The organism is Kitasatospora sp. GP82 (assembly GCF_029892105.1).
Classification (GTDB): domain Bacteria; phylum Actinomycetota; class Actinomycetes; order Streptomycetales; family Streptomycetaceae; genus Kitasatospora.
This window is the reverse complement of record NZ_JARZAJ010000029.1, coordinates 1-22,150: the sequence shown is the minus strand read 5'-3', so window position 1 is coordinate 22,150 and position 22,150 is coordinate 1. Positions and strand designations below refer to the sequence as shown.

Sequence of the window (22,150 nt, the reverse complement as noted above, 5' to 3'; positions counted from 1 at the left end):
CCGCACCACCCCGCCCGCCGAGCCGGACTCCGCCCTCGCCCACCGCGGGGGACGAGGGCGAAGGAGCCGTCCACGACGGCCTGAACCGCCGCCCGCGGCAAGAGCCGTCGTCCGGTCCGGCAGGGCCGAACCGGACGGGCTCAGTCGTCCAGGCCTCGGGCAGCGCGCAGGAGCCCGGCCACGGTCGGAGTCTCGAACAGCGCTTCCAGCGGCACCTCGACGCCCAGGGCGTCACTCGCCTGCGCGATCATCCGTAGCGCGTCCAGCGACCGGCCACCCAGGTCGAAGAACGAGTCGTGCAGGCCGACCGGCGACACCCCCAGAACCTCGGCGAAGATCCCGGCGAGCACGATCTCGTCCTCGGTGCTCGGCAGTCCGGCGGCAGCGTCGCCCCGGTCCTGGACGTCCGTCGCGGCAAGCGCGGCGAAGTCCACCCGCCCGGACGGGGTGACGGGGAGCCGGTCGACGGCGGCGAAGCGGACCGGCACGCCGGAGACCGGCACCAGCGGACCGACGCAGGCCCGCAACTCCTCCTCCCAGGCGTCGCCGACCGGGCCGTTCCCGGCGTCCAGGACGACGTGGGCGGCCAGACCGTCCCGTCCGCCAAACGTGCGGGCCTCCACCACCGCGTCGGTGACCAGCGGGTGCGAACGAAGCCGGGCGGCGATGTCCGCCAGGCCGACCGGACGGCCGCCGAGCACGACATGGTCGGCGGTGCGCCCCATCAGCGTGATCGTGCCGTCGGGCGTGCACCGGCCGAAATCGCCCGTCCAGTACAGCCGTGCTCCGGGCACCTGCTCGTCCGGATCAGCGGTGCGGCGGACCTCCGCATCGGCGGGCTCTGCGGACCATGTCGAGGCCAGCCCCACGCCCCCGACGTACACCGCGCCGACGCCGTCGACCGGTACCGGATTCAGGTCCCGGTCGAGGATCAGGAGACGATCCCCGGCAGGTGCCGAGACCGCGCCGCGCCGCCGTTCGGCCGGTCGTACCGACCAGGCCGAGGGCAAGTAGCGGTCCACGACCCGCGTGTGCGGGCCGAACAGCGTGGCCACGCCGTCGGCGTCCCGGTCATCCAGGCCGTCGCCGTCGCAGACCACGGCCCGCACCGCGCCGAAGGGCCGCGGCGGCAGGCTGCCACCGGACCATCTGCGCAGGTCATGCGGGGTCATGCCAAGCACGCAGGTGACCCCGCGACGCTCGAGAGCCTCGAAGACCGCCCGGCTGTCGACCCGTTCCTCCGGGGGAAAGAACGCGACCGTCGCTCCGGCGGCCAGACTGCCCAGGACGTACCCTGTCGACACGGCGGAGGACAGCGGGGCGAGCATCAGGACCACGTCGGCAGCGGTCAGCCCACAGGTCTCGACCACATCCGCGGCGGACTGCGCCACCGCGCGGCGGGTGGCGACGACGGTGTCCGCCACCGGGCCGGACGAGACCGGCCAGACGCAGGCGGGATCGTCGGGGCGCACCTTCACGTCCGGCGGTGTCGTCGGCTGCCCGGCGAACACCACCGGGTCCATGAGACGCAGCACCGGCACGTCCGCCGGGCGGGTGCCCGAGCCGGCGGACTCGGGGGCGACGAACGCGAGCGGGTGCCCGGACCTGAGCACTCCGAGCACAGCGACAACGGTGTCCGCGGAGCACGACAGGCCCACCGCGACCGGCTCCCGAGCCGGGACGTCGCGCGCCGACAGCCACTGGGCGACCTGGTTGGCGCGGGCGTCGAGTTGCCCGTAGGTGAGCTGCCGGTGCCGACAGGTCACGGCCGGCCGGCCGGGGTCGTGCTCGGCCGTCGGCACATCCGACAAGGTGTCGTTCTGCTCACTGGTCGCCGTGAGGGAGCCCGCGGACAGCAGGATCGCCCGCTCCGACGCCGGGACGGTGGCCAGCTCGGCCAGCTTGCGGTCCGGACCCTCCGTCACCGTGTCGAGTGTGTGGACGACGTGCCCCAGCAGTCGCCGGGCGAAGTCGTCGGCGTACCTCTCGCGATCGTGCGAGAGCACGAACTCCAGGCCGGGCCCCTCGACCGCCATGAGGGCGAGGGGGTCGTTGGTGCGCTGGAAGTATTCGATGTGCTCGATCGCGATCGACGGGCGCTGCCAGCCGGACTGGTCGATCGGGTAGTTCTGCACCACCACCGATGTCTCGAACAGTGCCTGTCCCCCTGCCACGCCCGTGGTGGCGAGCGCGGCGGACAGCGGCAGGTAGCCGTACTGCTGGAGCTCGAGCTGCCCGGAGTGGACCTCGGACAGCCAGCTCCGGACGTCCTGCTCGGGGTCGGTGCGGATGCGTGTGGGCAAGGTGTTGAGCAGCACTCCGACCATCTTGTCCACTCCGGCCAGTTGCGGCGGGCGCACGGCCAGCGTGGTTCCGAAGACGACGTCGCGACTGCCGCTGAACCGGCTGACGGTCAGGCCCCAGGCGGCCTGCACAAGGGTGTTGATCGTGACCCTGGCTCGCTGTGCGGCCGTCCGCCATTCGTCCGTGTGCTGCGGAGAGACGGCGAGCCGCTGGTTCACGTGCCGTTCCGGTGCGGCGTGGACGGTGCTGCGGACAAGATCCGGCAGCACCGTGGCCGCCCGCACGTCACCCAGCCGGTACTGAAAGCACTCCTCCGCTTCGGCCCGATCCTGCCGGCTCAACCACGCCACGTAGTCCCGGTACGGCCGACGGCGGGTCAGGTGCACGCGGCGCCCCCGGCTTGCCGCGTCGTAGGCGTCGAGCAGGTCGTTCAGGACTAGGTGCGTGCTCCACCCGTCCAGCAGCAGATGGTGGAACGTCCAGACCAGAACATCGCGTTGCCCGGGCAGTCTCAGGTGCGCGAACCGGGTGAGCGGTGGCCGCTTAAGGTCGAAACCCCGTCGGCGGTCAGCCCGGACCAACTCGGTCAGAGCCGCCTCGGGGTTCTCGTGCCTCGAGAGATCGTACGAGCTCGTCGGTACGGGTACGCCCCGGTGCACCACCTGCAGCGGATTGTCGGCCACGCCGGTGTGGACCGAGCCGCGCAGGACGGGATGGGCGTCGAGCACGGCCGCGCAGGCCTGCCGGAGGGCGGCGTGGTCGAGCCTGGCGGAGAACCTGCACACCAGCTGGTTGACGAAGAGCTCGGGATCCTGGTCGCGCAGGTAGTGCAGCAGCACGCCTTCCTGCAGGGAAGTCAGGCGGTAGACGTCTTCGACAGCGGGTTTCATCGTTGCGTCGTGTCCTCGTCGGTGGTCAGGCCGCTGAGCAGCTTGGTGAGCTGTTCCGGGCCGAGGCCGGACAGCGGGAAGTCGTCCGGCGTGTACGTGTGCGCCGCACCACGCTCCAACTCGTCGACGGCCTGCCCGATCCGGGCCACGATCGCGTCCGCGAGCTCGCCGACGAGCTCGCCGGCCGCCGAGTCGCAGCGGCCGCTGACGGATACCCGCAGGTGTCCGGAGTCGATCCGCCCGGTCACGGTGAGCACATGCCGGTCCGGCGACTCTTCGGTCGTGACCTCGTCGAACAGCGAGGGCGGTGTCGACCGGAAGCGCACACAGATCTCCGCCGCGGGTTCCGCCGCCAACTGCTCGCGAACAGCCGGGTCGAGGCTGAGCCAGCGCAGCGCACCGTAGCCCGCTCCGCCCTGCGGCACCGCGCGCCGGGCGGCCCGCACCGCCCACACCTGCTCGGCCGGGGAGTCGGCGCCGCTCAGGTCGGCGACGAAGGGGAACAGCGTCGTGCAGGCACCGGCCGTCGCCGAGAAGTCGTGGTCCGCCGCCGACCCTCGCCGACCGTCGCACTCCAGGTCCACGAGGGCCCGGCTGCCGCCGGTCCACGTCCCGGCCGCGCCCGCGACACCCGCGAGCAGGACGTCCAGGACGTCGATCAACGGCTGGCCCGCGAGCGTGTCGAGCAACGCGGACGTGCGTTCCTCGCTCAGGTCGGCCCGCGCGGTCAGGTGTGCCTCCGGTTGCGGATCCGCCGACGAGGACGGGCTGGTGCCCCACGGCTCGCCGTCCGCCCGTGGCAGTCCCAGCCAGTGGGAGAGTTCGCGGCCGGCCTCGTCGCTGCCCAGCCAGTCGTTCAGATGCGTGCTCCAGCGGCTGAACGGGGCGGCGGGCTGCGGGAGGGTGAGGCCGACGCCGTCCTCGAGTTGCTCGTAGGCGAGCGAGATCTCGTCGATGAGCAGTTCCAGGGCGTGGCGATCGGCGACCAGCGGATGAGCGGCCACGAGGAGGTGACCGGCTTCGTCGGTGTCGAGCAGCGCCGCGACGAGGGTGGGGCCGGATGTGATGTCCAGGCTCTCCGCAAGGGACTCCCGGAGGCGGCGTACGGATCCGCCGGACGCTCGCGCCGCCGAGCCACGCAGGTCGTGATGGGCGAAGGTGCTCGATCCGTCGGGCTCGGCGACGGTCTGGATCCACCCCGCGGGCCCGCGGACGACCCGCAGTCGCAGCGACTCGTGGCGCTCGGACACGGCGGCGAGCGCGGCCTGGAGCAGATCGGGCTCGAGCCTGCGCACCGCACGCAGCTCGATCATGTGCGGACCCGACCGCCGTTCGAGGAACCCGCGCTGGAACGGCGAGAGCGGGACGGTGCTTCCCGCGGCCCACGCGCCGACCGACAGGCCGGGGTTGGCTTCGAGCAGGGCGGTGCTCAACATGCGGATCGTCGGGTTGTCGAACAGCAGACGGGTCGTCATGGGGACACCGAGATCCCTGGCCCGGCCACCTATGATCACGTTGGTGATGGAGTTCCCGCCGAGGTCGAAGAAGTGATCGTCCAGGCCGATCGAGGCGGCGCCGAGGGCATCCCGCCAGATCTCCGTCAGCAACGACCGGAGTTCTTCGGTCTGCCGGCTCCTGCTGTCGCGCGCGGTTCCGTCCGGAACGGTCATGGCGTCTCCGTAGCTCGTCACTGAGACTCTTTCAGGCGGTCGAGGTGTTCGAGTCCGGCCAGCACCTTGTCCGTGGGCACACCGAAGTCGATGAAGCAGGCCAACTCGTCGACGCCCGCTGTCCGTGCCTGCTCCACGATCGCGCCGGCCTGCTCCACCGTGCCGAAGAGTCCGCTGGTGCGGTAGTACCGGTCGAACGAACGGCGGACCAGGAAGTCCACGTGGGCGTCGCTGAGTTTGCCGAGATCCAGGCCCTTCAGGGTGTCCGGGGCCGACCTGGTGATCAGGTTGAAGGAACTCTTGAGATAGGCGATGAAGGGTTCACGTACGGTTTCGAGCACGACGTCCGGGTCTTCTCCCACGAAGGCGTGCAGCATGAGGGCGACATGGCCGGGCCACCCGTCGTGATCAGGCCGCTCGGCGAGCGCCTTGCGGTAGACGGCGGTCTTCTCGGCCAGTTCGTCCATGGACTGCCCGAGCAGATGGGTGAGCACGCCCGCACCGGCTTCGCCGGCCGCGCGGAAGGTGTCCGGACTCCCGGCGCTGGTCAGCCAGACCGGGAGTTCCGGCTGCACCGGTCCCGGATAGACCCGTACGTCGACCTGGTCTCCGTTGCCGTCGAGCGCCTGCATGCGGTCACCTCGCCACAGGCCGCGCACCTGCCGCATCGCCTCGAGCACAGCGTTTCGGCGGTCGGCGTACGCCTCCGGGCTCAGTACGAAGTCCACCGGATCCCATCCGGAGGCGAAGGAGATCCCGGCCCGGCCGTTGGACAGGTTGTCGACGACCGACCACTCCTCGGCGATGCGCAACGGGTGGTGCAGGGCGGGCACGACGCTGCCCGCCCGGATGGCGATGCGCTCGGTGACCGCCGCCACAGCGGCACCGGTGACCGACGGATTGGGGTACAGGGCGCCGATCCGGTGGAAGTGACGCTCGGGCGTCCACACCGCGGCGAAACCATGCCGGTCGGCGTACTTCGCGCCCTCGAGGAGGAGTTCGTAACCTCCCCGCGCCCCGGTCTCGAATTCGTTGTCGGCGAAGTAGAAGAGGCTGAATTCCATTCCGATCCCCAGTCCGGCTCGGGCCGATCAGAGCGCGAGGTTCGCCCGCACCGCTAGCGGCCAGTCAGAGGTATCCACGCCGTGCGCGTGCCGGAGGGCCAGAGTGATGCGGTCCAAACCGAATGCGAGGCAGGCGCTGTGCGTTTCGGAACCGTCGGTGTTGGTTATTTCGAACGCCTCACCGAAGTATTCCTTGTGGTAATTGGCCGAGGCGATGGCCTGCGACAGGTCCTCGGTCAGCTCCGCAGTGATCTCCCACTTGAGCTGCTGCTCCCGCTGGGTGCGGGCCAGAAAGTCGCCGGTGCGCCCGAAGAACGGGTCGCTGGCCTGGACGACCCGGGTGGACAGCCCCAGGCCGGAGAGCCACTGGTCGGCGGAGCGCAGCGCACGGTCCCGCCATTGCTCGACCGCGCCCGCCTGACCGAACCGGACCACCTCGTACATGCGGAACGAGCGCAGTCGTCCCGTCTCGTAGGTCTTCTCTCCCCGATAGCAGGTGGCCTCGACGCTCAGGCAGGTCGGGGCGCCCAGCACCTTGCCGGCCAGCAGCGGGTAGAGGTGATGGCACGCCGCCGACGTCAGCACCAGGTCGGTGGCGGTCGGCTCGTCGCCGTCCTGGGAACCGTGGACGGCGCCCAGGAGCTGAGGAAAGGTCGTGGGGTAGCCCGCACGCTCCGACGTCCGCCGGGAGATCACCGGCGTCGCGACGAAGTGCTCCTCCCGATCTCCGGCGAACAGCGCGCCGATCCCGCGACGCAGTCCGTCAACGATCTTCTCGTTCGCACTGGAGGAAAGTACGACACCCCGAATTTCGGAGGTGCCGTCCTCCAGCCCGCGAATGTGCGACAAGGCTGCCATCATCGCCTCCAAAACAATTTCCGATCATCTGCCGCAGGTCACCGTAGGGGCCATCGACGGTGTCTGACCAGCCGTGTCAATGGGGAGGTTCGATACACGGCCGGCCGTGCGATGTTCAACTGATGCCGATCCGCAGTTGAGCACCACTGCGCCCGATTACCGCTTGTTCCCAGGATTGCCGTCGGTTAGCTTTACGTCGGCTGTGTCATCCGCTGGTCGCCTGCCACCACCAGCGCTCAACGGGATGTGAAAGGCGATATGGCGTGACTGATTCCTCCACCTTTCACGACGTGCGTTTTTCCGGGCTCCGGTCCAGGACGTCCGGCCTGAGCTGGGGGCAGCGGTGGATCTGGGAGGAGGCGCAGTGGTTCGCTCCGCGGCACGAACACCTCAATGTGCCGCTGGTCGTCGACGTGCCTCGAGGCACCACGCTGGCCGGGGTGCTCGCCTGCGTACGGACCCTGGTGGAGACGCGTGAATCCCTCCGCACGACCTACCGGACGTTCGAGACGGGCACGCCGTGGCAGAGTGTCGCCGCGGACGGCAGGATCACGGTGGAGGTGCGGTCGGCGGCCGTCGGCGACAGCCGTGCGGCCGCTGAGGCGCTTGCCGCGGACCTGCGCGGCGTGCCGTTCGCTGCGGAGGAACTACCCGTCAGGGTGGGTGTCGTGGGGGACGGGACCGGGCCGCGCCACCTCGTTGTGGTCGTCTTCCACCTGTCGGCCGATGGCTGGGACATCGCCAATCTCTCCACGGAGACGTACCGGCTTCTCGCCGGACCCGACCGGCATCCGATGCCGACGCCCGACGACCGGCTGCACCCGTCGGACCAGGCGGAGTGGGAGCGCGGCCCGCAGGGCACGCGGACGTCCGAGCGATCGATCCGGTACTGGGAGAGGCAGCTCGCCCGGGCTCCCGTCGTGATGCTTCCCGACCGCGCCGGCGTTCCCGAGACACCGCGGTTCCAGGAGGTGGTGTGCGAGTCGGAGGCCATGGCGGTCGCGCTGCACGCGCTCACGCAGCGCTTTCAGGTCAGCCAGACGGCGATCTTCCTGGCCATCGCCGCGATGCTGCTCGGCCGGCGCTCCAGCCACTCCACCTGCTGCTTCACCGTGTGCTGCCGCAACCGCATCGGCCCGGACGAGGAGGCGGCCACGGGCACCTTCGTCCAGGACGTACCCGTGACGATCGAGGTCGGCCGGGCGACGTTCGCGGAGCTCGTGCAGAGGACGTGGCGGGCGCTCCTTCCCGCGTACGCGGCGGGGAAGTACGACCCGGTCCAGGCCGCCGCGGCGGTCGAGGAGGCCGTCCGCGGGCGCGGAACGGACATCGACCTCTCGTGCACCGTCAACGTCATGCTCGATGCGAGCGGTGCGGGCTCCGGCTCCGGCTCCGGCTCCGGCTCCGGCTCCGGCGAGTCGGCCGTCACGGCCACGCGGGATGTCGTCGAGGCGTTGCGGCCGAGGACCCGGATCAGCCGGAAGCCCGGCCGCGCCCAGGACCGCTTCGGGCGGAAGTTCTACCTCAGAGCCCACAACTTCTCCGGCGACGTGCTGATGTCGCTCAGGGTCGACACGCTGGCCATGTCCGCAACGGACGCTGCTTCGTTCCTGGAGACCATGGAACAGATCGCGGTCGACGCGCTGGCGGACGACAGTCGATCAGACGCAGAGACCGGTCCGTGACGACCGTTCGCCCGGGTCTACCGCGCGTCCGTCAGGACGCCGGGTTCGGCATCCGCCACGCCGCCATCTGCTCGCGGAACCTGGGGCAGCCGACGATGTCTTCTCTGCTGCACTGAACGTGGCCGCCTGCCGCCGGGCCCAGGCCCGCTTCTCGCTAACCATGCGGATGAACCCGCACCTGGCGGCCGCGATTGCGGCCATCGCCGAGGTCGCTGAGACCGCCTATGCCGCCTTCACCGGCCGCACGAAGACGGAGCAGGTCACCGCGCGAAACGCAGGAATCGTCGACTGCATGCCCACACGCTAATCACGCCCAATGGCCGCCCACCCGGAGGGGCGTGTGGAGGGCCTGGTCTTCGATCGCGCCGACGGCACGCCGCTACGGCCGCAGGGGGTCCTCGACCAGCTCCGCAAGCGCACCGCCGAGGCCGGCCTGCCCAGGAAGTCGTCGCCGCCGCTGGCCGTGGCCTCGCGCACTGACCGCTCAGGCGTGCCGCAGTGTCGCGGTGGCGATCTCCAGGAAGTCGCGCAGTAGCTTGTCGCGCCGGTCCGCGGCAACGGCCAGGCAGGTCTCGATCTCCGGGGCGTCTGTGACGGCGATGTTGGCGAGGTCGGGGCGGGAGTAGGAGCGCGCGACGCTCAGCGGGATGAGCGCAATGCCGTGGCCGGAGGCGATGAGCTCGAACTTCTCTTCAAGCGACGACGTCCGCCGATTTGGCACGTCGAGCATCCGCTCGCCGTCGAGGTCTGCGGAGGTGAGCTCCTGACGACACGCCAGGGGGTGCGCCGCTGGCATGCAGGCAACCCTGGGGTCGTGGCCGATGGGAATGATGCGAAGGCCCGATTCGTCGAACGGCCTTCGCAGGTAACCGACTTGGGCGCGACCGTCCCGTAGCGGCTGGTCCTGCTCCCACCAGCGCGCCGGGACGACGTCGATCTCGACGTCCGCGTGGCGCGACGTGAACGCCCGGATCGCTTCCGAGACAGGCAGCCCCGGGGAGAATGCGACCACGAGCCGTTGGACGCCCTGATCGACGTCGTGGACGCGCCGGACCGCCGCGGCGATCGACGGGAGGATCTGCTGGGCCTCCTCGTAGAGCTGTTTGCCGGCGGCGGTCAGCTCCACGCTGCGGGTGGTCCGCACGAGCAGCGCGCACCCCAACTCCTGCTCTAATGACTTGATTTGACGGCTGAGCACCGGCTGGGCGATGTAGAGCCGTTCCGCCGCCCGGCCGAAGTTCCGGTGCTCGGCCACCGCGGCGAAGTAGCGGAGCTTGCGCAGATCGAGATCCATGCCCTGAAGGTATCAATGGTCGGGAAGGGTATTGGACGCCGCGGACGGCCGGCCCGAGACTCGACGCATGATCGTCATCACCACTCCCACCGGCCAGATCGGCGGCCGGCTCCTGGAGATCCTCCTCGACGAGACCCGCACGCGCGGCGAAGAGCTGCGCGTCATCGTGCGTGACCCCGGGAGACTCCCCGACAGGGTCGGCGCCCGCGTCGACGTCGTCACCGGCTCGCACGGCGACGCCGAGGTCGTCGACCGGGCCTTCGACGGCGCGGACGCCGTCTTCTGGCTGGCTCCGTCAAACACCCAGGAACCGAGCCTGGACGCCATGTACTCCGGCTTCACCCGCGCCGCCGCGAAGGCGTTCACGACCCATGGAGTCGGACACGTCGTCGGCGTCTCGGCGCTCGGCCGCGGCACCCCCGTCGCCAGCCGCGCCGGGCATGTGACGGCGTCGCTGGCCATGGACGACCTCATCGCGAGTACAGGGGTGGCCTACCGGGCGCTCGCCAACCCGACGTTCTTCGACAATCTGCTGTGGCAGGTGGCTTCGATCCGCAACGACGGCGTGTTCACCGACACCGTCGCCGCCGACCGCAAGGCGCCGACAGCCGCCACCCGGGACATCGCCGCGGCCGCCGCCGGCCTACTGCTCGACCGCTCGTGGACGGGGACAGGCGAGGTCCCGGTGCTGGGCCCCGAGGACCTTTCGCCGAACGACCTGGCGCGCATCATGTCCGAGGTGCTCGGCCGCCCGATCCGCTACGAACGGCAGACGCTCGACGAGTTCCGCATCGCACTCGCCGGACACGGCGTCGGGGACGCGCTCGCGCAGGGCTACCTCGACATGATGCGCGCCAAGGACGACGGCCTCGACGACGGGGTGCGGCGCACCCCGCGGACCGCGAGCCCGACGACCTTCCGCGAGTGGTGTGAGCAGGTCCTCAAGCCGGCGGTCCAGGCATGAGCGCCGGGACCGCTCTCATCGTCGGGGCGTCCCGGGCCCTCGGGCTCGGCCTGGCCACCGAGTACGCGGACCGGGGTTGGGACGTCATCGGGACCGTCCGGGGCGATCGGCGCACCGGTCTCCACGAGCTGGCCGAGGCATCCGGTGGTCGCGTCACCGTCGAGTCGCTGGACATGACGAAGCCGGAGGAGATCGATGCGCTGCGCGAACGCCTGGCGGAGCGCACCCTCGACCTGCTGTTCGTCAACGCCGCCGTCACGAGGGGCAACATTCCCGTCGGCGAGGTCCCGACGGAGATGTTCGTCGAGGTCATGGTCACCAATGCGCTCAGCCCGATGCGCGTGATCGAGTCCTTCCGCTCGCTGGTCGCGCCGACCGGGACCATCGGCGTCATGTCCTCGCGCCAAGGCAGCCTGGCCTTGAACACCCGCGGCGGTCAGGACGTCTACCGAGCCAGCAAGTCCGCCCTGAACCAGCTGATGCGCAGCTACGCCGCCCGGTACGCCGACACCTCGCACACGCTGCTGCTCATGTGCCCCGGCCATGTCCGCACCGAACTCGGCGGACCGGACGCACCGTTGACCATCGACCAGTCCATCCCGGGCGTGGCGGACACGATCGACCGCCACGGCGGCGAACCGGGCCTGAAGTTCCTCAACTACCAGGGCCAGCCCGTGCCCTGGTAGCAGTCGTCGGAGTGACGTCCCCAGCCAGGAGACGACCACAGCCCGGTGTTCCGTTCCGGCTGGACGACGAGGAGGCGGGCGGCGTACACGAGGCGTCTACGGCATGGGCATGATCAGGCATCTGCTCCCCGGGCCGGCGTCGGAGCGGATGCCGTGCTGGTTTCGCCGGCCGTGCCGGCGGATACCAGGTGTCGTCAGGCCTGGCTGAGTATCAGCCGCTGCTCCCCCGATCGGCCGCGAGATGCCCCGCGTTTCATATCCGCAGGAGGAGGGCCCCGGCATGGTGATCGACCATGAGCGCCTCAGAACGCTTACACGTCCTCACGGTTCGGGTGGCAGAGCTTGGCGGCGGCTTGGCTCCACAGCGCTGGAAGTTGGTGGAGTTCTGGCAGGGAGGCATCGGTGACGAAGCAAACGCTGGTGGTGTCGTTGTAGCTGCATGCGATGACTGATGCAGGCTGATTGTGTGGGAGCCAGTTGAAGACCTGGACGTGGCTGACGGGGTTGCCCTGGTGGCTCAGGGGTTGGCGGATAGCCACGCAGGAAGTGGTGATGACCGCTCGCGCGGGGGTGGTGAGTCGTGTGGCCAGTGCGGAGAAGGGCCGCGCGGGGGTGAGGTCCATCAGAACTCGCATGGCGTGGCGCCGTGCTGGGTTCTTGGCGCCTCGGGTGATGGCGGTGATCTCTTCGAGATGGCTGGCAGGGTTCGGCTGATGGCACGGGAGGGGGACGGGGATGAACGAGCAGTGGTTGCCGGGCAGGTCGGCTTCCTCGGTTCGGCGCAGGTCCACCATGGCTACTGCGGGCAGTGGCCTGTTGGCTCCCTGGGGCCAGTGGACGGAGCTCCAGGTCCGCAGGGCTCCGGTCAGTGCGGCCAGGAATGCGTCGTTGGTGCTGCCGCCGCGGTTCGCGGCTGTGGTGCGTAGGTGGTCGGTGGGGATGTCGGCCCAGTTGGTGATGCGAGCGCCCGTCAGTGGTCGTTTGGGGTCGTTCCAGACGTTGTTGACAGCGCAGGCGTCGAGCGTTGCGCGCAGGGTGCTGGCGTAGGCGCCGATCTTCGCTGTGGGGGCTGGTCCTGTGGTGGGGAGCGTGGGGGCGGTGCCGAAGAGGTGGTGGAGGGTGTTGAGGAAGCCGCCGCCGTCCTGCGTGCTGTGGTGCGCTCGGTAGCAGATGACGTAGCGGTTGGGGGCGTGGCCGTGTAGGAGCCACATGTCCCAGAGCGGGCCTTGGTCGGGGAGCGGGTGTTTCACGAGGTCTTGCAGGGCTGCGTGAAGGTGGTCGTCTCCGGGTTGGAGGCGGCGTTCCCGAACGCGCGTTTCCAGGTCGGGGGTTGGGTCGTGGGCCCAGTGCGCTTTGAGGCCCGGGCCGTGGAGGTAGTGGGTGAGGCGGGGCTCGTGGTCCAGGTGGGAGGCGAGGTGGCCGCGGAGTTCGTCCAGGGGCGGAGCGGCTCCGTCCAGGTGGAGGAAGGCCCCGATCGTCTGGGAGATCGATGGCTGGATCTGGGCCATCCTGTGCATGGTCAGGTCCATGGGGGTGGGGCGTAGGCGGACGGTCACGGCCTCTTCTCCGGGCAGGGTGGTGGGGCAGAGCGGCTTCGGGCTCAGGTCGGGTGACCTGCTGGGGGTTCAGCTCATTGGGGTGAGCTCAACCGAGGGCGGTCAGAGCGCGTGAGGCGGAAGATCCGCAGGTGGCGTCCCGAGCGCTGGGCGAAGGACTCGTAGGGCGGCCAGACTTCCACCAGGTGGTCCCAGGCGTGGCTCCGGTCAGGTCCTTCGAGGAGGGAGGCGGTGGCTGTGAAGGTGCGTCCGCCGCGGGTGACCGCCGCGTGGGGAGTGGCCAGCAGGTTGTGGGACCAGGCGGGGTGATGAGGTCGGCCGAAGTTGCTGTCGACGACGAGGAGACTGCCGTCTGCTTCGTGGTGGCACAGCAGAGGGACCTGATGAGGCCGTCCGCTGACGCGGCCGGTGGTGGTGAGCATGAGGGACGGGAGCATGAGGGGCATGAGAAGCTTCCGGCCGCCGGTGAGCCGGTGGGCAGTGCGGTCGATGCCTGGCGCGATCACGGACATGGCACGCACGAAGCGGGCGTTGTGCCCGGCCTTCTTCAGCGCCCGCAGCGCGATGCTGTCGGCGTTCGCCGTGCCGTTGGGGCTGGCGGCCGGCTGTATGGGGGCGGCGTGGCGTGACGGGGACGCGAGCGCGTAGTCGCGGCGGCTGTTTCCACCGATGGCGGCCGCCTTGCGGATGAGTCCGGGGACCATGGTGTACACGCGGTGGAACGCGGGCAGGTAGCCGGGGATGTCCACTGCCGGGCGTCGTCGGCCGATCGCCTCGATGACGGCGGCCGCGACCTTCTCCGGTGAGGTGGGAGGCAGGAAGTCGGCGATCCTGGGCATCCGTTCGGACGGGACGTGCAACCAGAAGTCGGTTCCGGCGACGGTGCCGGGCCGCACCAGCGTCACGTCGATACCCGAGCCCGCCAGCTCGATCCGCAGCATCTCGGTGTACGCCTCGATGGCTGCCTTCACGGCGGCGTAGGAGGCCGACGGCCCTTTGACGAAGATCCGCCCCGCCGCGGAGCCCATGGCCACGATCTGTCCACCGCCACCGGATCGCATCCAAGGCAGCACCGTCTTGACCGAGCAGACCAGTGCGTCGTACCCGGTACGCATGGACAGCTGCGCCTGCTCGACCGTCATCTCCTCGACGTCCGTCCAGTTGACGTAGGCGGCGTTGTGGATCAGGACATCGATCCTCCCGCGTTCGGAACAGGCGGTGGTGATCCACTCCTCGAGGGCCGTGCGGTCGCATACGTCGACCTCGCTGAACGTGACAGACGCCGGCGCGTCCCCGCCGGCGAGGTCGGTGGCGGCGCGATCGAGGTTGGGCTTCGAGTTGTCGCACACGTGTACGTGGGCGCCGGCCACGGCCAGAGCGCGGGTCAGGGCCCAGCCGATACCGGCCGCGCCACCGGTGATCAGGCAGACGCGCCCTTTCAGCGGTGAGGAGATCGTCCCGGGACGGGTGCGGGTCATGTTGCTGTCCTTTCGACGAGCAATGCGGTGCCGTGGCGCCGGTTCGCTGCGATGGTGGGCAGGGGGCCGATGCGGCGGGTGAGATGCCCGAGCGCGAGCAGGGCGAAGATGTCGGCGAGCACCGGGATGCGGTAGGGGAAGGGGCGCGGGCCGAGCATGTCCGGGACCGAGACGATGCTGCCGTCGGGGCGCTGCTGATCGAGCAGGTACCGGGTGGCGCGGGCGGCCGGGCCGGGGTCAGGCAACCGGGCCAGGACGATCAGGGCGTAGGCGGTGCTGATCGCGTCGCTGGGGGCACCGGCCTGCTGCCCCCAGCCGCCGTCGTCGTTCTGGCTTGAGTGCACCAGCTTGACGATGCGTCGGTTCATCGCACGAACTCGGGGTGAGGACTGGTACTGGGCGGCGAGGTGAGCCCTGAACAGGGTGTGGAGGCGGCTGCTGCTCCAGCCGGGCGGGAAAGTACCGTCCGCGCGCTGGCGGTCGGCGAGGAAGTGCAGGGAAGAACGGATGAGGTCCCTGTACCGGAGGCCCTGGGTACTCAGCGCGTTGACGGCGGCAGCCGTCATGCACGCCTCGGAGGGGGTGCCCGCGCCGTAGGTGGGGAATCCGCCGTCCGCACCGCGTACGGCGATCAAGGCGTTCAGGCCACGCTCGACGGATGTGCGATACGCGCGGGCGTCCAGCTGGTGCAGGAACTCCGTGGCGACGGTGGTGCAGTCCGTGTCCGGCAGCTGGGCGTTTTCGCTGTAGGACCATCCGCCCTCGCTCTGCTGAATGCGCACCAGGTGATCGGCAACGTGCCGCACGGTTCGCTCGGGTGCGCCGGCGGCATGCATCGCGAGCCCAGCGGTGATGGCGCACCAGGTGTCGGTGTCCGAGACGAACGGCAGGCCACCGTCGCCACGTTGGTGCATGAGCGCGGTGTTGATGCCCTCGGTCACCACCGTGGCCTGTCCGGGCAGCGCGGCCAGCGCGTGCAGGACCGACAGGTGGATGAGGAGGTTTCCCTCCCATACGGTTCCAGGGCACTGGGTTGACAGCAGGAGGGCGAGGTCGTCGGCGCTTGGCGGCTCGCATCGGCCTGCGGCCCGGGCCAGGATCACCTTGACCGCGGTGACCTGCACGGTTGCCCAGGGATGGAGTGCCGTCACATCGAAGGCGTCCGCACCGGGGTCAACGTACGCGCCTTCAGCGCCGAGCATGGTGAAGACGGCCTGGGCCAGGGCACGTTTGCGGGGCCCGGTGAAGTCCGGTGCCCGGACTATGAACTCCTCCAACGCCCGGTTGTCGGCGCCATGTCCCTCATGCCGGTGGAGGGCGGTCTCGGCCACCGCCGCGTCCCAGGGATCGGCGCAGCCGCGGTGGCGCTCCAAGTAGTGCCTCAGGCGTGCGCCCGCGCTGTGGTGCGCGTGCTTGGATCGGTCCAGGAGTGCCAGGGTCAGGGCGGACTCCGTGACCCGGCTGCGGCAGGGGGCGCGCAGAGCGCCGTCCGGTCCGATCCGTGCCGACAGCCGCGCCAGGAGCCGGAGCCGGCCGGCATGCAGGTCGGCGGGGAATAACGAGGGAGACCAAGCAGTAGTCAGCTGCTCGGCGGAGGGCGGTCTCATCGGTGTTCTGTTCCTTCAGAGGCGTGACGGACACGACGCGGGGAGGTGCCGGTCAGGTGGAGTCCGGGAGCCATCGCGTCTCGAAACGCCCCGTGCCGTGCAGCCAGTGCAGCGTCGCCTCGACGAAGCAGCCGAGTGCGGCCACACAGCGCCGCACCTGCTCACGCTCGCCCGGCGGGACATCAACGCCCTCGGCGAGCTCGGTGGCGAGGAGATGGAAGTCCCGCAGTCGGTTGTCCCGCATGCTCACAGCCTGTTTTCGCGCTTGGTCGGCGGAGCACCTGTGCTCCCGTGCCAGCACGCTCAGCAGGTTGTCTTGGCCCCTGTGCAGGTCCGTCGCCGCCGAGGCCAGGTCGTTGGTCCAGCCCGCGACGTCGGCCGCGGCCAGCCGCAACGCCCGTACTCGGGTTTCTCTCGGCAACAGGCCGGGCCAGGAGGCATCGGCGGTGCACTCCACGATGTCCGCCATGGGCAGAGCGGTGATGGTGCTCCGCCGCTGTACGAGGTAGTCATCCAGCGACAACCGGACGTGGTCCCTGCGGGCTTCGGCCTCACGGCGGGTGGCTTGAGCGAAGTCACGGTAATCAGCAACGAACCGGGCCCTCCACGCTGCCGACATGCGGGGAGCTGTGCGCCGCCACAAGTCGGCCAGAGCCGCCTCGACCCCTGTCTCGTGCCGGACCGGCCCGTCCTCGGTCAGCACCCCCAGCAACCGGCCGAACATTGCACCGACTTCATCGGGACGGGTTCCGAACTCACTGCGGTCAAGCTGGTCGTCGACCAGACACACGAACGCGGCCCATTGCGCCGTCAGCTCCGTATCCACTGCGGCGGCCTGCGGCACGATCAGAGCGGCGAACGCCCCGAGCCGCATGGCTGTCAGACGCTCTTCCTCGCAGAGGCCGGAGATCAGGCCCACCTCCCGTGCCCAGTCCAGTATCTGCTCGCCGGTCCGGGCTTCCCATAGGCCGCCCGGCAGTTGCCGGCGGGCAATGCTGTCGTTCACGCCCCGCGATCCGCGCTAACCCAGTACGGAAGCCACGTCGACGCGGCCCTCGATCGTGGCCAGACTGTCCCCGCTGGGTACCGGCGGAGCGCCGAACGCTCGGGCGAAGGCGACCGCTCCGCTGTCGGTGAGCAGTGTGTCGAAGGGCTTTCCCTCGACAGCCCCGGCAGAGCTGAGCGAAGGAGGAATAACCGTGATGTTCCTCATGTCCAGGGTGTATGTCGTCAAGTTCACCGTGCGGGACGGTTCGTCGTCGACTCCCACGTCGGCGTAGACCTTGCGGGCTGTCAGGTCACCCGAGGCCTGTGTGAGGCGCAGGCTCCGTCCGTCTGCCGACTGGGTGAAGGAGATCGAACCGTCGAACGTCCCATTTCCCGAAGACGCGTCAAGGCTGATCTTTCCCTTCATCGGCAGCCGCACACACGGCGTCGCCCCGGAGGAATCGAGGGTTGCCGGGGCAGCAGCCGACATCGTGACACCGATGGTCTCCAACTGCTTTGCGGCAGCAGGAGACAGACACCACATGACGGCACCGTTCACGGGAACCTCAGCCCCCACAGCCACGGCAACGGACACGCTCACAACAGCAGTGGACACAGCGGCGATGGCGGCAATCGCCACGGTACGACGACGCATGAGGGACCCTTCTTCGAAGGACATCAGCATGGACTCCCACCACGCCAGTCCCCGCAGCGATCTGACCCAAGTTCACTCGAATGGTTACCGATCCCACGGTGGCATTGGCAGCCACTCCACCAGCAGTGCGAGTGCCGATAAATCATCCGACCAGGCCACGGCCTTGATCGCCAGTCTCCGGCTCCGCCCGACGCCCACCCAGGGTCTTCATCTGCACTGGGCAGCGGCGGCATCATGATCTGTCGTGCTGCTGCACCCGGCCCATCTCACTGCGACCAACACCTTCGCGCTCCTGCGCCTGCGGCCCATGAGCGACCAAAGCAAAAACAAGGAGCTATTCCTGGTGGCCTACGGACATATCTGCTCCAACCGGGGTGCGATGACGCCGGGGTCACCGCGGAGACGGTGGACGGCAGCGGGTCAAATGAATCACCGAATGCTGATTTTTGCGAGTGCCGGATGCAACTGGTGGGCAGGACATCCGGGGCGGCACCGGACGCCCTTCGAAGAGCAGATGAAAATACAGGGAGACGCATGTCGCAGGTCAAGTACACCGTGGACCACGAGTGGCTGCGAATGGAAGACGACGGGATGGTCACCATCGGTCTCACGGATTTCGCCCAAGCCCACCTCGGGGACCTGGTGTTCGTCCGGTTGCCCGAGGTCGGAGCCTGGCTCGCCAAAGGCGATGAAGCGGTTGTCATCGAGTCGGTCAAGGCGGCGAGTCAGGTCATGATGCCGATGGCCGGCACGGTTACCGAGATCAACGAGACCTTGGCCGACGATCCGGGCAAGGCCAATGAAGACCCCTTGGGGGCTGGGTGGATGTTCAAGATGAAGGTGAACGACGCGGCAGAGCTCAACAGCCTGATGGACGAAAGTGCATACGCCGCCATGATCAAGGGGCAGGCGTGATCGAAGCGTAGGGCGCTCGGCATCGGGGAGGCCGCCACTCCGTCGGAGCCGGCGGCCTCGGCGTACAGTCCTTACCTGCCCTGAGCGCGAGCCCAGCCAACAGGTCCAGCAGAAGAGCCCCAATTCTCACGCTCACTGGCCATATAAAGCACTAAATCGCGCACGCACCAACCCGTAAGATGCCAACCGCACAAACCTTGCCGTCTACGGGGCTAGGGCCGTCGCCGGGATCGCTCAACCAGTAAGAAGCCTGCGAAGCGGGCCGGCTGGTCCCGAATACTCAGCGGAGGCCGCACGTGAGTCGTGCCGCTGCGCCTTCGATACCTGACCTCCGCCCGGCTGCCGAGTTGGTTCGTGCTGCTCAGCTGCTCCTCAACCTTCAAGGAGATCCGGCTGCTGGTGGTGTGCCACATAGCCTTCGAGGTCGAGCAGCGTCTACGGCAGGTGCGGCTACCGAGGGTTGCCGCACAAAGTCCTCGGTAGCCGCACCTGCCGGCCGCGCGTGACGGGATGCCCCTCCGACTCAGCCGAGGTGCTGGGCGTTCAGGCTCGTGAGGTGTTCGTGGGCGGGGTCTTGGTCCGGGTAGAGGACCTGGATGTCGATGAGGAGGTCGGCGGCGGGGTCGATGGTGTGCCCGCCGCCTTCGGGGGAGGCGAGCAGGACGCTGCCGTCGGTGCCGTCCTGCAGGATCCGGCCCCAGAAGACGTCGGTGAAGCCCTTGTACAGCGAGGTCCCCTCGGGCAGGTCACCGAAGCCGAGGGCCCATTTCACGACGCGCGTCTCCTCGGCACGCACCGTGATCCGGTAGGAGTAGATCCACTTCTGGGTCTCCCAGTCCTGCCACTTGCTGAGGAAGGACTGCTCGACGACCAGCTTCCCCAGGAATGGGGCCGCGAGCGCCGACTGGGCCTGGTCGTTCCAGCTGCCGTTCGGACTGTCGGCCATGGCAATCCGCGCCAGGTTCGCGATCGAGGACCTCCGGTCCACCGGCAGCGAATGCCCCCGCTGGTCGGCGGCCGAGAAGAGCGCGTTGTCCTCGTCGGTCTTGTTGACGACGCTGCTCACCCCGTCGCCGCTGTGGTCGAAGCCGTACACGGAGAAGTCGTTGACGTACGTGCCCAACGGAATGGCCAGGATCTTGTCACCACCTCCCCCGGCGTTGAAGTTGACGTGACGGTAGAGGCAGAAGCTTCCCTCGGGGCACGCCTCTTCTCCCTTGCCGTGGATCAGCTGCGCTTTCTCGTCGCTCACGTGTCTGCCTTCCTGCTGACGACTGATGTGTCCGGACAGGTGCGGCCGGACCTCTGCCTTCGCTCGAGTCCCCGGGCCGCAGCCGTACAGGTGTCGCTCGAGGATGGCGCCCGGCAAGCCGCGACCATGGGAACGACCACGAACGCCCCGCCGATAACCTTGCGCGACCTTACTATCACCAACCGTAGTCAATCGGGCTGATTTCTACACCGCTTCGCTCCCGACTGGCCAGTCCTCACCGATCGATTGACGCAGCAGAGCCGCCCGAGCACGGCGCCATACAGGGCGAAAGGCGGCGGGTCCGACAGGAGGCAGAGCGCCGCAGCCGGCTGGTGAACGCGGCAATGCCGCGTGGTCGCACAGGTAGCGCAGGACTGCTTCCGCATGGGGCATGCCAGCGGGATCGAGCAGGTGCACGACCAACTCAGGGCAGAGCCTGCAGTAGGCGCCGGACCGGTCGCTGTGGACCCGTCCCTCGACTGGTTCACAGCAACCGCAACCTCCCCAGGTGCAACCCGCGCGTCGTGTGCACCACCAGCAGGCCGCCATAGGCTGCGTCACCGCTTACCAGTGGCCATCGGCGGCAGCAGCGCTCTGGTGCAGGTCGAGGCCGATCGCCAGGAGGTAGGTCAGGGTCGGGACGTCGCAGCGCACATAGAGGTAGTCGAGTTCGGTGACGGCCCGGGCGAGGTCATCCGGCAGGTGCCCGGAGACGAGGTCGGCGCCGCCCTCGGGGCGGTCGGCGGTCGCCGAGACACCCAGGTCCGGAAGGGTCACACCGGCCGTCATGGACACCGAGGTGCCGACGCTAAGGCGGGCACCGAGTCCGCCCGACACGGTGGGCGCACCGTCCGGGCCTGGTGCCAGCTGGAGCCACGCCGAGAACTCGTCGAGCGAGAGGAGACCGTCGAGCAGAGTCCACCCCCCGCGGGTGTCCAGCGCCAGGTCGACGCTCACCTGGGAGAACGCGGGCGCCGACCAGTCGAACATGGCGCTCATGTCCTTGACCAGTACGCGCGACAGCGCCGACCGCACCGGGTCGGGCAGCACGAACCGGTCCATGACGCCGGACCCGATGAACGGCAGTTCGGCGAGCGCGCTCAAGGAGTCGAAGCTGAGCCCGTCCCCGAACTCCCCGACCACGGTGGCCCGGTCCGGCTCACCCTGGTCGAGGAACTTCACGTAGGCGCCGTCCACGGCCAGTCCGGCGCCCGGCACGGCCATCGGGACGAGTCGGCCGAAGCCATCGGGTGCTGCCTCCAGTACGACGTAGGCCGAGGCGAAGCCGAGGCTGCCGAGAAGGCCGAGGCCCCGGTCCAGGAACGGCGTCTTGATATCCCAGGTCGGCCATGCCACGGCGATCTCCAGGCCGGTCACCACCGTGTCGTCGTCGTCAGTCGCGAAGCGGACCACAGCGGGCAGACCAGTCAATTCGGCGGCGTCCGCCGAGAGTTCGCCTCGTACGGTCAGCCGGTCTGGGTCGCCCTGCGCCGTATCCAGTACGAGGTCACCGCCGAGGAAGTCGGTGAACAGGGGTTCGGCCTCTGCCACGGCGAGCTTCTCGGCGGACAGCTCGAATCCGTCCGGGGCCGAGGCAAGCATTTCCTTCAACTGCTCAACAGGCAGGGTCATGGCTGTCCTTCTCGACACGGCTCGGCACCGGCAACGGCGGCGCGGGCCCGGCTACGGACGGGTGGGCGACCCGTTGCGGGCCTGGGAGAAGACGTCGGTCTCCTTACGCCCGAGGGCAGTGCTGAGCTTGGCCGTGGGGTCGCCGAAGACCGCAGCGGCCAGAGCCGGGTTGACGTTCGCGTAGTAGCCGCGGTGGGCGGCCACGTACCGCTCGACCTCCGCGCTGAACGCGGCGTTGCCCTTGGTGATCCCGAGCCGCTGGCAGCCCACCTGGATCTGCTCCAACGACGGCACTGGGAGCCCTCCGGGCACCTGATCGGCGGCTTTGTCCCACACGAAGGCGGCGCCCATCTGGAGGTAGTCCGCGACCTTCGATCCACCGCCGGGTGGAGGCTCGGGCGATGGGTGTCCGGCGCGGGCGTCCCTGATCAGCCGCCTGCGGCTGTTCTCCTTGTCGTCCTTGAGCTTGACGCGCTCGGCGAAGTCGGCCTTGGCGGTCGCCGCCGAGTGCGCCTTGCGTGCCAGCCCTGCGAACTGCTCGATCTTCCCGCCTAGGAGCAATACCAGTGACTTAAGGATCTTTGCTGGTAGGCTGCCTGTCCAGGAGGTGCCTGGATGCCACGCCCTGGGCAGGTCAAGCCGTCGACGGACGA

Annotated in this window: 18 protein-coding genes; 5 read left to right on the top strand and 13 right to left on the bottom strand. The window is 69.2% G+C overall.

The genetic code is table 11. The features are described from left to right. Positions 1-140 precede the first annotated feature (140 nt). The 4 genes from P3T39_RS26330 to P3T39_RS26315 are packed head-to-tail and all read right to left on the bottom strand — an operon-like array spanning position 141 to position 6,777. Complete coding sequence (locus P3T39_RS26330; RefSeq protein WP_280701435.1) at positions 141-3,194, bottom strand: condensation domain-containing protein; 3,054 nt, start codon at positions 3,192-3,194, stop codon at positions 141-143. After that, positions 3,191-4,885, bottom strand: a complete 1,695-nt coding sequence (locus P3T39_RS26325) for a condensation domain-containing protein (protein ID WP_280701434.1) — start codon at positions 4,883-4,885, stop codon at positions 3,191-3,193. The genes P3T39_RS26330 and P3T39_RS26325 overlap by 4 nt, the downstream gene beginning before the upstream one ends. After that, the gene (locus tag P3T39_RS26320) at positions 4,882-5,928 is read right to left on the bottom strand and encodes a MupA/Atu3671 family FMN-dependent luciferase-like monooxygenase (protein WP_280701433.1); all 1,047 of its coding nucleotides are present in this window, start codon (positions 5,926-5,928) and stop codon (positions 4,882-4,884) included. Before P3T39_RS26320 ends, P3T39_RS26325 begins: the two co-directional genes overlap by 4 nt. A 27-nt stretch (positions 5,929-5,955) precedes the next feature. Continuing rightward, positions 5,956-6,777: an aminoacyl--tRNA ligase-related protein gene (locus tag P3T39_RS26315; protein WP_280701432.1), complete on the bottom strand. Its 822-nt coding sequence runs from the start codon at positions 6,775-6,777 to the stop codon at positions 5,956-5,958. A gap of 272 nt (positions 6,778-7,049) precedes the next feature. Between P3T39_RS26315 and P3T39_RS26310 the strand changes: the two genes are divergently transcribed. After that, complete coding sequence (locus tag P3T39_RS26310; protein WP_280701431.1) at positions 7,050-8,471, top strand: condensation domain-containing protein; 1,422 nt, start codon at positions 7,050-7,052, stop codon at positions 8,469-8,471. Between the two features lie 166 nt (positions 8,472-8,637). Further along, entirely contained in the window at positions 8,638-8,778 is a 141-nt protein-coding gene (locus tag P3T39_RS26305; protein ID WP_280701430.1) for a hypothetical protein, read from the top strand. A 177-nt stretch (positions 8,779-8,955) separates the two neighbouring features. Here the strand turns inward: P3T39_RS26305 and P3T39_RS26300 are convergent, their stop codons facing one another. Then, the gene (locus P3T39_RS26300) at positions 8,956-9,765 is read right to left on the bottom strand and encodes a LysR family transcriptional regulator (RefSeq protein ID WP_280701429.1); all 810 of its coding nucleotides are present in this window, start codon (positions 9,763-9,765) and stop codon (positions 8,956-8,958) included. A 67-nt stretch (positions 9,766-9,832) separates the two neighbouring features. Here P3T39_RS26300 and P3T39_RS26295 point away from each other — a divergent pair, with 67 nt between their 5' ends. Both P3T39_RS26295 and P3T39_RS26290 read left to right on the top strand, forming a co-directional pair. Then, entirely contained in the window at positions 9,833-10,729 is an 897-nt protein-coding gene (locus P3T39_RS26295) for an NAD(P)H-binding protein (protein WP_280701428.1), read from the top strand. Beyond that, entirely contained in the window at positions 10,726-11,415 is a 690-nt protein-coding gene (locus P3T39_RS26290) for an SDR family NAD(P)-dependent oxidoreductase (RefSeq protein ID WP_280701427.1), read from the top strand. The genes P3T39_RS26295 and P3T39_RS26290 overlap by 4 nt, the downstream gene beginning before the upstream one ends. Positions 11,416-11,726: 311 nt before the next feature. On the opposite strand, the gene P3T39_RS26285 is transcribed toward P3T39_RS26290, so the two are convergent. From P3T39_RS26285 to P3T39_RS26265, 5 genes are all read right to left on the bottom strand, one after another. Then, positions 11,727-12,971, bottom strand: coding sequence for a wax ester/triacylglycerol synthase domain-containing protein (locus P3T39_RS26285; protein ID WP_280701426.1), 1,245 nt, complete (start codon positions 12,969-12,971; stop codon positions 11,727-11,729). A gap of 74 nt (positions 12,972-13,045) precedes the next feature. Next, positions 13,046-14,449, bottom strand: coding sequence for an SDR family NAD(P)-dependent oxidoreductase (locus P3T39_RS26280; RefSeq protein WP_280701425.1), 1,404 nt, complete (start codon positions 14,447-14,449; stop codon positions 13,046-13,048). Continuing rightward, the gene (locus P3T39_RS26275; protein ID WP_280701424.1) at positions 14,446-16,056 is read right to left on the bottom strand and encodes a terpene cyclase/mutase family protein; all 1,611 of its coding nucleotides are present in this window, start codon (positions 16,054-16,056) and stop codon (positions 14,446-14,448) included. Before P3T39_RS26275 ends, P3T39_RS26280 begins: the two co-directional genes overlap by 4 nt. A 52-nt stretch (positions 16,057-16,108) precedes the next feature. Further along, on the bottom strand, positions 16,109-17,062 hold the full coding sequence (locus P3T39_RS26270) for a terpene synthase family protein (RefSeq protein WP_280701423.1): 954 nt from the start codon (positions 17,060-17,062) through the stop codon (positions 16,109-16,111). A gap of 15 nt (positions 17,063-17,077) precedes the next feature. Next, positions 17,078-17,728: a hypothetical protein gene (locus tag P3T39_RS26265; RefSeq protein WP_280701422.1), complete on the bottom strand. Its 651-nt coding sequence runs from the start codon at positions 17,726-17,728 to the stop codon at positions 17,078-17,080. Between the two features lie 504 nt (positions 17,729-18,232). On the opposite strand from P3T39_RS26265, the gene gcvH reads away from it, so the two are divergent. Further along, entirely contained in the window at positions 18,233-18,613 is a 381-nt protein-coding gene (gene gcvH / locus P3T39_RS26260; protein ID WP_280701421.1) for a glycine cleavage system protein GcvH, read from the top strand. A gap of 523 nt (positions 18,614-19,136) precedes the next feature. Here the strand turns inward: gcvH and P3T39_RS26255 are convergent. The 3 genes from P3T39_RS26255 to P3T39_RS26245 all read right to left on the bottom strand — a co-directional run bounded on the left by P3T39_RS26255 (position 19,137) and on the right by P3T39_RS26245 (position 22,058). Continuing rightward, positions 19,137-19,865 (bottom strand): peptidase inhibitor family I36 protein, encoded by a 729-nt coding sequence (locus P3T39_RS26255; protein WP_280701420.1) that lies wholly within the window; start codon positions 19,863-19,865, stop codon positions 19,137-19,139. 564 nt (positions 19,866-20,429) lie between these two features. Beyond that, on the bottom strand, positions 20,430-21,497 hold the full coding sequence (locus P3T39_RS26250; RefSeq protein WP_280701419.1) for a hypothetical protein: 1,068 nt from the start codon (positions 21,495-21,497) through the stop codon (positions 20,430-20,432). A 51-nt stretch (positions 21,498-21,548) separates the two neighbouring features. Next, on the bottom strand, positions 21,549-22,058 hold the full coding sequence (locus tag P3T39_RS26245; protein WP_280701418.1) for a hypothetical protein: 510 nt from the start codon (positions 22,056-22,058) through the stop codon (positions 21,549-21,551). Positions 22,059-22,150: the final 92 nt, after the last annotated feature.

Excerpts from the sequence above, each read along its gene's own strand:
- P3T39_RS26330 (WP_280701435.1), bottom strand. The coding sequence starts at position 3,194 with ATGAAACCCGCTGTCGAAGACGTCTACCGCCTGACTTCCCTGCAGGAA.
- P3T39_RS26320 (WP_280701433.1), bottom strand. The coding sequence starts at position 5,928 with ATGGAATTCAGCCTCTTCTACTTCGCCGACAACGAATTCGAGACCGGG.
- P3T39_RS26305 (WP_280701430.1), top strand. The coding sequence starts at position 8,638 with ATGAACCCGCACCTGGCGGCCGCGATTGCGGCCATCGCCGAGGTCGCT.
- P3T39_RS26300 (WP_280701429.1), bottom strand. The coding sequence starts at position 9,765 with ATGGATCTCGATCTGCGCAAGCTCCGCTACTTCGCCGCGGTGGCCGAG.
- P3T39_RS26295 (WP_280701428.1), top strand. The coding sequence starts at position 9,833 with ATGATCGTCATCACCACTCCCACCGGCCAGATCGGCGGCCGGCTCCTG.
- P3T39_RS26290 (WP_280701427.1), top strand. The coding sequence starts at position 10,726 with ATGAGCGCCGGGACCGCTCTCATCGTCGGGGCGTCCCGGGCCCTCGGG.
- P3T39_RS26280 (WP_280701425.1), bottom strand. The coding sequence starts at position 14,449 with ATGACCCGCACCCGTCCCGGGACGATCTCCTCACCGCTGAAAGGGCGC.
- P3T39_RS26275 (WP_280701424.1), bottom strand. The coding sequence starts at position 16,056 with ATGAGACCGCCCTCCGCCGAGCAGCTGACTACTGCTTGGTCTCCCTCG.
- P3T39_RS26265 (WP_280701422.1), bottom strand. The coding sequence starts at position 17,728 with ATGCTGATGTCCTTCGAAGAAGGGTCCCTCATGCGTCGTCGTACCGTG.
- gcvH (WP_280701421.1), top strand. The coding sequence starts at position 18,233 with ATGTCGCAGGTCAAGTACACCGTGGACCACGAGTGGCTGCGAATGGAA.
- P3T39_RS26250 (WP_280701419.1), bottom strand. The coding sequence starts at position 21,497 with ATGACCCTGCCTGTTGAGCAGTTGAAGGAAATGCTTGCCTCGGCCCCG.